Origin of the sequence: Laspinema olomoucense D3b (assembly GCF_025370785.1) — a bacterium.
Lineage (GTDB): Bacteria > Cyanobacteriota > Cyanobacteriia > Cyanobacteriales > Laspinemataceae > Laspinema > Laspinema olomoucense.
This window is the reverse complement of the sequence record NZ_JAMXFA010000025.1, coordinates 87,332-97,724: the sequence shown is the minus strand read 5'-3', so window position 1 is coordinate 97,724 and position 10,393 is coordinate 87,332. Positions and strand designations below refer to the sequence as shown.

General features: G+C 49.6%; 9 protein-coding genes. 4 read left to right on the top strand and 5 right to left on the bottom strand.

The window, feature by feature from the left end; translation table 11 throughout:
* Positions 1–82: 82 nt before the first annotated feature.
* Both cbiB and NG792_RS18370 read right to left on the bottom strand, forming a co-directional pair.
* Complete coding sequence (gene cbiB, locus NG792_RS18375) at positions 83–1,102, bottom strand: adenosylcobinamide-phosphate synthase CbiB (protein ID WP_261236341.1); 1,020 nt, start codon at positions 1,100–1,102, stop codon at positions 83–85.
* A gap of 97 nt (positions 1,103–1,199) precedes the next feature.
* Positions 1,200–1,643, bottom strand: coding sequence for an Rrf2 family transcriptional regulator (locus NG792_RS18370; RefSeq protein ID WP_261199588.1), 444 nt, complete (start codon positions 1,641–1,643; stop codon positions 1,200–1,202).
* A gap of 1,053 nt (positions 1,644–2,696) precedes the next feature.
* Here NG792_RS18370 and NG792_RS18365 point away from each other — a divergent pair.
* Positions 2,697–3,086, top strand: coding sequence for an AbrB family transcriptional regulator (locus tag NG792_RS18365; RefSeq protein WP_261199587.1), 390 nt, complete (start codon positions 2,697–2,699; stop codon positions 3,084–3,086).
* Between the two features lie 35 nt (positions 3,087–3,121).
* On the opposite strand, the gene NG792_RS18360 is transcribed toward NG792_RS18365, so the two are convergent.
* Positions 3,122–3,316 (bottom strand): hypothetical protein, encoded by a 195-nt coding sequence (locus NG792_RS18360; protein ID WP_261236338.1) that lies wholly within the window; start codon positions 3,314–3,316, stop codon positions 3,122–3,124.
* Between the two features lie 693 nt (positions 3,317–4,009).
* Between NG792_RS18360 and NG792_RS18355 the strand changes: the two genes are divergently transcribed.
* On the top strand, positions 4,010–4,132 hold the full coding sequence (locus tag NG792_RS18355) for a hypothetical protein (protein WP_261236337.1): 123 nt from the start codon (positions 4,010–4,012) through the stop codon (positions 4,130–4,132).
* Positions 4,133–4,253: 121 nt separating this feature from the next.
* Here the strand turns inward: NG792_RS18355 and NG792_RS18350 are convergent, their stop codons facing one another.
* Together NG792_RS18350 and NG792_RS18345 are read right to left on the bottom strand one after the other, a co-directional pair.
* A complete protein-coding gene (locus NG792_RS18350; RefSeq protein WP_261236336.1) occupies positions 4,254–6,179 on the bottom strand; it encodes a chloride channel protein in 1,926 nt (641 codons plus the stop codon).
* A gap of 1,365 nt (positions 6,180–7,544) precedes the next feature.
* Complete coding sequence (locus NG792_RS18345; protein WP_261199583.1) at positions 7,545–7,742, bottom strand: hypothetical protein; 198 nt, start codon at positions 7,740–7,742, stop codon at positions 7,545–7,547.
* Between the two features lie 362 nt (positions 7,743–8,104).
* On the opposite strand from NG792_RS18345, the gene NG792_RS18340 reads away from it, so the two are divergent.
* Complete coding sequence (locus NG792_RS18340; RefSeq protein WP_261236335.1) at positions 8,105–9,007, top strand: MBL fold metallo-hydrolase; 903 nt, start codon at positions 8,105–8,107, stop codon at positions 9,005–9,007.
* A gap of 198 nt (positions 9,008–9,205) precedes the next feature.
* Complete coding sequence (locus NG792_RS18335; RefSeq protein WP_261236334.1) at positions 9,206–10,243, top strand: bifunctional riboflavin kinase/FAD synthetase; 1,038 nt, start codon at positions 9,206–9,208, stop codon at positions 10,241–10,243.
* Positions 10,244–10,393 lie beyond the last annotated feature (150 nt).

The following is a 10,393-nucleotide window of genomic DNA, read 5'->3' as shown; positions in this document are numbered from 1 at the left end:
CCTCCCCATCCTCCCCATCCTCCCCATCCTCCCCATCCTCCCCATCCTCCCCATCCTCCCCATCCTCCCCATCTCCCTTTGATCACCCTGAAAACTGGGTAAAGAGGAACCAGCAACTGATGGTGATGCTTAACCATGTTAAAAAGCACCATCGTGTGAGTAACATAGCTTGGTGAATTCGGTCTGGGGTGATGGGATTGAGGGGAATATTTAAGAGAGGTTTGGGTTTGGGAATGCCGCGATAGTAATTGATGCCACCGAGTTGGACGCCGAGAATGACGGCGTAGGTGCATTCACTCCAACCTGAATTGGGACTAGGGTCTTGGGTGGCATCGCGTTGACAGATCCGCCAAATGTCCGGGAGGCGATCGCTTAAAAGTCCTAATGTAATGACTGTTAAGCGACAGGGAAACCAGGTGAGAATGTCTTCGAGTTTGGCGCTACACCATCCTAAATCGGTATAGGGTTCATCCCGGTAACCGACCATTGAATCGAGGGTACTGGCGGCTTTATAGGCGAAGGCTAAGGGTAAGGCCCCAAGATGAAAAATCATGGAACCGGCGATCGCATAAAATAAAGGTGCCATGACTCCATCCACTGCATTTTCGGTAACGGTTTCTAATACCGCGCGCATCACCTCAGATTCCCTGAGATTGTCTGTATCTCGGCCTACATATAAGCTTAATTTTTGACGCGCTGTTTCTAAATCGGAGTCGTTTAGGGGTGTTAACACGGTTTCAGCAGCGCTTCTTAAACTGCGACCCGCAAAACAACTCGCTAAGAGGATACTTTCGATCGCCAGTCCCAATAGCGGATGTAACTGATAGGACCCGTGGATAATTCCCCACCCGATTAATCCGGTGCAAGCGACTGCACCAGTCGCCAGAATAATGCCTGCAATTCGGCGGATAACCGGGTTTTTCCAGCGGTTTAAAACCCATTGACTATAGTGAGAAATCACCCAACCCATGCCCTGAACTGGATGGGGCCAACCCCAAGGATCGCCAATCAAAAAATCCAGATAAGCGGCGATCGCCAGAACGCCTAGTGCAAATTCCCTCGGTTGCACGATCGATACAGCTAACCTCATCGGTGACAACATTAACTCATCTATATTATTAGCGATCGGTGCTTTTGGCTTCAAGGTGAGTCTAAAAACTCATTTTCCGTAGGGAACAGCGGAATCAAACCACCACTGGCTATACCACAAAATTGGTTTCTTCTCCTTGGTACGCTTGCCAGCTTCTAGCATCAAAGTACAAATCTTCCAGGGAAATGCTATAGAGAGATTCCTTTAACTTTTGGTGTAATCGATGCCAGAGGCGATCGGTTACCCAGTCCTCCGCTTGTTCGCTATCCGGAGAGGATCTAGGCAATGGATCAATCGTTTCTCCAACCGCTTCTAAAATTTGACCCAAAGAGATTTGTGCCGGATGTCGGGCGAGTTGATAACCTCCGGTAGCACCGCGCAGGGATTTGACTAAACCAGCGCGACGCATTTCCATCAATAATTTTTCCAGATAAGGGGCGGGTAAATCCTGGCGATCGGCGATCGCTTTTACAGAAGTTGGGCCAAACTGTGGCTGTAAACTCAAATCGAGCAGCGCCTTAACGCTATAGTGTCCTCGGGTTGTTAGCTTCATCCCTTGAATAGAATCTGATAGTGCATCAAAACTTGGTTATAACGCTTTTCCAACGGAAGAGGGATTTATAGTGAAAATATTCTCCTCCCTTCATCGGCTACTTTCCACCCAGCTACCCCTCCAATTGTCAAACGAGCAACGCGATCGCCTCTGCAATGGAGTATCCCCCCTTCCTTGAGTTAAATCTTCTCTCCCTGAACGGGATAGCTGCCCTTTCTCCCCCGTTTTATCGGACAGAACCGACCCTATTTATCTATTCTCCTCTCCCGGGGACCCCTTTCCCTCCGGCATTTATAGCCCTTCTCTTCTATTTCGTCTATATAGTAAAAAAGCGAAGACGTCAAGACACTGCTGAAGGATAAGCATCTTTTTTCTCTTCACTAGAAGCAACCTTTACAAACAAAATCTGCCTCGGGTTAACCCAACGCTTTCTAAATTGATTCTAATTGGCATAAGATGACATAAGCCCGTTCCAAAAGTCAGTTGCTAACCCGACTGAAACCGGACTTAAGCCTTCAAACCAAACCCTTCAACTGCTCTTGATGCCCCTCTAACTCTCCCCTTACTGCCTCATTCTCTTCGGGACCGCTTTGAGTCATGACTCAGTTAGCACAGTGGCTATTTCCGGCATAACTGACCGATATTAACCCCTTCTTCAATCCATCGCGCTTCTTTCATCTGCCTTTAAACAACTCGATTCGAGACCATTACCTTCCTTCGACCGAGCTTTTCTGGTTTATCATACCGATCTTTAGGCCAGAATTCACTCCTGAGCCCGGCCTATCCTCAGATAGGTTAGGGTCAATTCGACTTCTACCGGGCCGTACCTCTTATCAGTCCACCGCTACCTATCACTCACCTGTGCCGATTCCGGTGAAGCCTTTACCATTCCTGATGCCACAGATAGGATAAAAATCTCGTGACTACCCACTCTGATTCGTGTAATATAGTTTAATAACCTGACTGCCCGAAAAAAAAAGTTCTAATTTTTAGCAACACTCGGCTAAAATAGAATTCGTTAGCCCTATTGTTCATGGCGGTCGTTGTAAGTCAATGAGTAAAAAGAAAAAGATGGAACCCCTAGTTGGTGAAGATCTTCTCCAGAAAGTCAAAGATCTAGAGAACCTCAGCAAGGAAGAAAAAGCCAGAGAGTGTGGCTACTACACCGTTACAAAAAATGGGGTAGAGCGCGTTAATATGATGAAATTCCTCAATGCCCTGATTGATGCTGAGGGTATTGAACTCGATGGCAAGCAAAATGGTCAAGGTCGTGGTGGACGTAGTGCCAGTTATCGGATTAGCGTCCAGTCAAATGGCAACTTACTGATCGGATCGGCTTACACCAAGCAGATGGATCTCAATCCGGGAGATGAATTTGAAATTTCCCTAGGACGCAAACACATTCACCTGCGTCAAATCGATAAAGATTCTGACGAGGAATGAGTTCCAGACGGCGATTCTGTAACGGCAACTGCCAGTCAGGTCGCCGCAGTTAAACGAGCGACAGAAAGCCGACTCATCGGATAGAGGACAAAGAGGGTTGTATCCCAACCCTTACCTAGTATCCTGAGTAATTCTGAAGCTTGGTCAATGGCGGCGGCAAGTGCCAAAATCCTTGCCGCATCTAGTTCTAAAGAGTTCACCCCTGTGCTATTAATGCCTCCTGAAGTCAAGGGGAAACTAATTCAATACCATCAGTGGTGTAGGCAGTAATCTCCGTGGATTCACTGCTTTAATTTTGCTTTCACTCCTGCCATAACCGCACCCTCGCTTTCAATCCCATCCTCCCCAATAGAAGAAGCGCTGGGGCGGGTGTTGGATTGGAGGTTAATCTATCAATTCCCGGGTCATCCATTGGCCGGGAGATGAAAAGGTCTGCTTGCCGATCGCCCCGGTAAAAAAGCCCAGCTTCAGCGATCGCATCTCATCAGGACCTGGACCATCCCGTCAAGTCTATTCCTCAATTTTTAACCCCCTTCATTCCCTCGGTCTATCCTCCAATCTCAGGCTAAGGACCCGATGAAACCCTGATAAATCCCTCAAAAACTATGGCGTTTTCTGAAAAAATGCCCTGAGTTCCTTCGCGAAACAGGCATAAGGACTAGATTAGCATTCTGGCGGGCCAGTTAATTCAAATCAGGCGATCGCGAACAAGCGGATTGCATCAGCCTATTCCCTCCCCTGTATCCTCCCCCAGATGCTGGAGTCCGCATCCTAAATATCACCCTTCCAACCCTAACTGTCTATTCCCCTAAAGGGGGATTTCTTGACGATTTGGAATTCCTCTTCCTCTTAATCCAGGCCACCAGTCCAGGCAATTGTCGCGCTCGATACCTGACATATATAGATCGCCTTCAATAGAAGGGTTGAGAAAAATTGATGCTCCACCGCGATCGCGCGTTCCGGACCCTTGCAAGACTATCCCGATGGGTCACATTCCCGAACAATCTGCCCTCGCCACCGCAACATCAGCCGAAACTCTAGCCTAAATTTAGCAACCGTTAATCCACCTACAATCGCCATTAAAAATCAATAACCCAACCCCAAACAAACAGCACAAGGGAGTACCTTGTGCTCAGAAAAATTGAAAATTGTAGAATTGGGAATTCCCTAAGCTGCCCGATCGCCTTCCGATAACTCCACAGCCGGTGCAGCATTGGGCAACAATACATAAGGTGCCAATGCCTCAGAAACCGCAGCAACATTGCAAGCTAAAGAAATCCCCTCGCGATCGAGCAACCCTAGAACCCGATGTGGATCATCCGGGTCTACCACAGGTAATTGCCGCAATCCTCGGGCCGCCATGCGGTCTAACGCTTCACTGAGCAACTCATCGGGATAGGCATACAAAACTTCTAGGGTACAAATCTCTGCGATCGCCTGTTCAATCCAAGGCACTGCCACTGAATCTGATTCTACCAGGGTACTTGTCGGTCGTTCTCCCAAGGCGATCGCCCGCTCAATATCCTGTAAACTAATAATTCCAATCAGGCGATCGGTGCAATCAAACACCAAAGCACTGTAATACTTCCCCTGAGTCAAGGCTAACCCGGCTTCCAACACGGACTGAGTAGCCTTCAAGATTAGAAACGACTCATGCATCGCCGCCGCCACGGACATTTGTTGTAAAATCTCCACATTGCGATCGGGAGCAACATTAAACCCCATCTGTTCTGGATTTAACTCCGAATCAGTGCGAACCTTAGACCCTTCCACTAACCAAGCGGCCAAACCGACTGCCGCCATCAAAGGCAGTACAATCCGATAATCCCTTGTGAGTTCAAACAGCAATAAAATAGCCGTCAGCGGTGCTTTAGCCGTTCCCGCCAATACGGCAGCCATTCCCACCATTGCATAAGCCGGAGGGGCGGCTATATGAGAGGCGATCGCGGGTAAATTGGCGGCTAAAAGTTTCCCATAGGCTGAACCCAAGGAAGCCCCCAAAAACATGGCCGGAGCAAATACCCCTCCCACCAAACCACTCCCTTGACAGAACGCCGTTATCCCCAACTTGACCACCAGCAGCATGATTAACAACGGCAGGGAAAACTCCACATCCTGAAGCATCGCTTCCACGGTTTCATAACCAATTCCCAGGATTTGCGGCCATTGCAGCGCCACTAACCCCACGCAGATTCCCCCGATCGCCGGATGAATCGGGCGAGGAATTCGACCCAGCCATCTCACTAGCGGCACCTCTCCTCGAAAGCAGTGACGGGCGAATTGAATCGTTTCCGTAAAGGCGATCGAGACTCCTGCCGCCAATAAACCCAAACCTAAATATAGGGGTAATTCCAATGGAGAGCGCACGTCATACATCGGCAGGGTAAAAGCTGGTTGAGAACCCAAGCCAATTTGAGCAATTAACGCTGCCACCACCGCCGCCAGTAAGACCACACTCACTGCCGAAGTTGCAAACGTGGTCCCCAGGACCACCTCCAAGGCAAAAAACACCCCGGCGATCGGGGCATTAAATCCCGCTGCTAACCCCGCTGCGGCACCAGCACCCAACAGCAAGCGTTGGCGTTCTCGCGACACTTGCAGCACTTCCCCCAACAGCATCCCAAAATTCGCCCCAATTTCCACACTAGGACCTTCCGGCCCTAAAGAGGCCCCGGTCCCCAAGGAAACCGACGCCGCCACCATTTTGGTCACAGGTCTCAGGGGCAGTAGTTCCCGGAGGCCCTGGGTTGCCGCAATTAAAGCTGAGATCCCTGGACCAAAATCGGGCCGATGCCAGCGCATCAACCCCACCACTGCGCCCCCCAGGGCCGGAATACAAGCCAAGGTCCAAGGTCCCCCTGGGGAAATGATGCCCATGACATCCTCAAGCATCACGGTATGGATCAGGTGAATCAGGTAGTGAAAGGTGACGATTCCCATCCCGGTGCTACTTCCAATGAAGACGGCCAGGAGAAGCACAACCGTTTCTGGGGTGGGCTGCAATCGGTTCAGAAAACTCGTTAGGGAGGACTTGGAAGGGGCAGGAGGGGCTTGCCCAGGAAGTAACAGATCGGGGGGAGGGAGGGCTGTCATGGAATCACGATGCGGTGAAAATGTCCAAAATTTTAACTTTTGTTGCTATTTTCTCATTTTCCGAAGACCCTGTAGCGCTCTTCACTCCGGTTTTTTGGAACAATGGCAGGACTTAGGCATATTTTTTGAGTCCACCTTAAATATAGGGGCGATTCTCTACGATGCCCCTACACAGATAGAGGTAAAGCGCTAGTCCTGTGAGTGTCGTGATTTACTCCATCTAACTGGGATAGGCAGCGCCTGGGGTGAACTGGCCAATCCTCATCCCTGGATTTTTAAAATGAGGGATGAGAACGGGTTGGGTAAAGTGCGAAACTGAAACTATCCGGGCGGGATGATTTAGTTGGCTTGTCAGTTAAAAGTTGGCTGAATATTAAGGGGGAGTTGTTGTTCAATTGAGCCAGATGAGGTCAAATTTCCACCGCTTCTCCCCAATTCTGGCCTATCGTTCTGACTATCCTGGAGTCTGAGCCGGTGCTACGGATTCGGACGGATTACCCAGTCCTTCGGGGCGATCGCAGTCAGCTTTAAGGGTTGAGCTTTAACCGCTTCTGCCATCTCATCCATCGCCCATCACTGAAGGTAGAAAGGTAGAAATTAGTCTGCTATTTTTATAATATCTTATTTTCAAGCTAATTTAATCGCCAAATTTTAGAAAAATCCGGACAATCTCCCCTCCATTCAGTCGGGACTACCCAGTTAATTAAAGTTCCCCCTCGACCCCAGTCTGAACTCAACCTGCTATATAATAATAAAAGTAAAGACAATGCCATTCAACGGCCCTCCCCAGGAGGTCGGACTCAGCCCGGTCATTTGATCATCAGTTGAATGGGGGCCGATATGGGATGATCATAGGGGAAGATCAAGCAGTCTAGGAATAAAACCAGGATTAAACAAGGCCGCTTGGGATGGAGTCAAAGCTCCCTTACCAATTTTTATTAACAAGTGCCGCCACTTACTGACCTAAAAAAGCTCAAACAGTAAAAGGGGTTTAAGCCTATCAACTCAAGGGGACAGCGATTCAAACCGGAAAATATTTATAATTAATCTGAGTCTTTGCCTATCAATCTTGTTAGAGTAGAATGAGAGTAGAAATAGGGGAAAGCAAGGCACAGGGAGAACCCGAGACGCCAGCGGGCATCCGCTACCCCCCTCCCCTCAATTATCATCAGGAAAATGGGGCGATTTACCCGTTCCCACCGGGATAACTTTCGCCCAGGGGATAGTGGGTTCCTCAAATTGGCCCGCTTTGACCCCAGCTAGAGCCGAGTCTTGGCCTCCTTAGACCCTTGAAGGGATAGGGAGGGTAGCCCGAGCGCAGCCAGAGGGTTCAGAACGCATCCAGGGTGGATGGGAGTGTTTCTTTTAGTGTCCCACGAGGTGGGGTGAAATCTCCCCCAGGGCATCAACCCCGATGGCGATCGCCACCTCAAACCTAAATCCTGAGTAACCGTGAAGATTCAATCCATTCAGGGTAAACAGGGTGAGTGGGAAATCTGATCCAAAAACGGGCCAACATCTGCCGGTGGTGAAGCGCCAGGAGTGAGCAGGAATTGAACTCATCACCCCGGGTAGTCAATCACCCACCGACTCAAAGACCGCAGCAGCAAGACCCTTAAACCGAAGCCAAATCGCGATCGCACAGATACCCCAATCCGGGTTTCCACACCCTGAAAAATGAAACTAGCCAGAGAACCCCACCCCAGTCAATCCTTAGCACCCAAGGAGTTTGAAATTGTTAAATAAGTTTGTAACCTTCATCCGAATTTCCACTTTTTCGGGTATAACAGGAGAATGCTGCCTGATCTTTCTAAAACCTGGTTAACTTTGAATATAGTTACCTCTATTTTCTCCTTCTTAGAGATTTAGCCGAAACGTACAACCTGACTGATAGACCCCATTGCGACTACAAGCGAAATACACCCATGCAAGAGATGCAAAACCAATTCACAGTTCACTTCTGGGGCGTGCGAGGGAGCATAGCCTGTCCCGGGTCCGAAACCGTTCGCTACGGTGGTAATACACCCTGCATTGAGATGCGAGTGGGTGGTGAGCGCCTAATTTTTGATGGAGGGACGGGCTTAAGGGTTCTAGGACTATCCCTGCTATCGCAGATGCCGGTCAAAGCTTCGATGTTCTTCACGCACTCCCACTGGGATCATATCCAGGGGTTTCCTTTTTTTGTACCGGCTTTTATTAAAAATAATCGGTTCCGCATTCATGGAGCAGTCGCGCCGAATGGAGCCACCATCGAGCAACGCCTCAACGATCAAATGTTGCACCCGAATTTTCCAGTACCGTTGCAGATTATGGGTGCTCAACTGGAATTTCACGATATTAAAATTGGCGAAGTCGTACAAATTGGAGAGGTCAAGGTTGAAAATGCTCTCCTCAATCATCCGGGAGAGGCAGTTGGCTATCGGGTAAGCTGGCGTGGGTATGTCGCCGCTTACATTACGGATACTGAACATTTCCCCGATCGCCTCGATGAAAACGTCCTCTGGTTAGCTCGCGATGCCGATGTCATGATTTACGATGCGACCTATAGTGATGACGAGTACAACTCCCCCACTTCCAGTAAAGTCGGCTGGGGACATTCAACCTGGCAGGAAGCGGTCAAAGTTGCGAAAGCAGCCAATGTGAAACGATTGGTGATTTTCCATCATGACCCCTTGCATAATGATGATTTCTTAGATCGGATCGGAGAGCAAGCGGCTCAACTGTTTCCGAATTCGCTCATGGCACGGGAGGGGCTCTCGGTCCAGTTAATTACTCCCGGGGAAGAACCAGCGGTTCACGAACCCCAACAGGCAAAAGCCTCCGTCTAATCAACACCAGTCGGTCTAAACGAGAACGGGTGAGGCTTCAACACCACTGAGGTAGAGGTTGAAGTGTCCAGTCGCTGCTGAAGCATCACCCTAGCTTAAGGGCGATCGCCTAATGGAATTTTGAGGGGAGCGCTCTTTGGCTGAAAAAATTTTAGATAGAGTTTGGGGAGTTCCCATTTATGTGTAAAAATGTAAACTGTGTGGATTACCTCTTCTCTAACAACGGCTCTGACTCCCGCCTCTGTTGCCCTGGGAAATTTTGATGGCATTCATCAGGGACACAGACAGGTCATGCAGCCGATTTTAAGTCCGTCCTTGCGCCGTCAGCCGCTTTCTGTCCCTCCTCTGGCGGGAGAAAGCTATGGGGAAAATTCCCCCCCCAACCCCGAGGCATCTGTGAATAATGCCGAGGAAACAAGTTTAGAACCCTATCCAACCGTCGTTACCTTTAATCCCCATCCCCAGGAATTTTTTTCCGGGCAACGGCGTAGTCTGTTAACCCCCCTGAGTGAAAAGGTCAAATATTTAGAAGCAATCGGGGTTCAACAGCTCGTTTTGCTGCCCTTTGACCAGGATTTAGCCAATATGACCCCGGAAGCCTTCGTGGAAGAGATTCTGGTGGGACAGCTAAACGCTCAACAGATTAGTGTGGGGCAAGATTTTTGTTTTGGGCGGCAACGCTCAGGGACTGTCACCGAACTCAGAGCGATCGCCGCTCGTCACGGGGTTAAAGTTCACCTCGTTCCCTTACAAACTGCCAACGGCGATCGCATTAGTAGTTCTGCCATTCGTGCAGCTCTCCTCGAAGGCAACCTTCCTCAAGCCAACTCCATTCTGGGCCGCCCCTACAGCCTGATCGGAGAAGTCGTGCATGGACAGCAGATTGGCCGAACCATTGGATTTCCCACGGCTAACCTGCAACTTCCCCCGGAAAAATTTCTACCCCGCCACGGCGTCTATGCGGTTCGGGTTTATGGTTTACCCAGCCTTAATCAAGAAAACGGGCTGATGGGTGCGCTGAATATCGGGACTCGTCCCACCGTCGATGCGATCGCTACCCCCACCGTCGAAGTGCATTTATTAGATTGGTCCGGGGATTTGTATGGGAAAAGCTTGACATTGCACCTAGAGCATTTTTTGCGTCCCCAACAAAAATTTGACTCTTTAGACCAACTCAAAGCCCAAATCCAAACCGACTGCGACACCGCCCGAACCCTATTAAGTGCCCAGGAGTAGCCCAGAAATATCCGCACCCTGTTCGTGTAGCGTTCCGTAAGGAAAGGGTGGGGTTCTACGGACATAGCCCGCGCAGGCGGGCTCTTCATACTGGGTTTTTACAGAGTAATGAGGACCAGCATTGAGTATCACCCAGTTTAACCGTAAGCT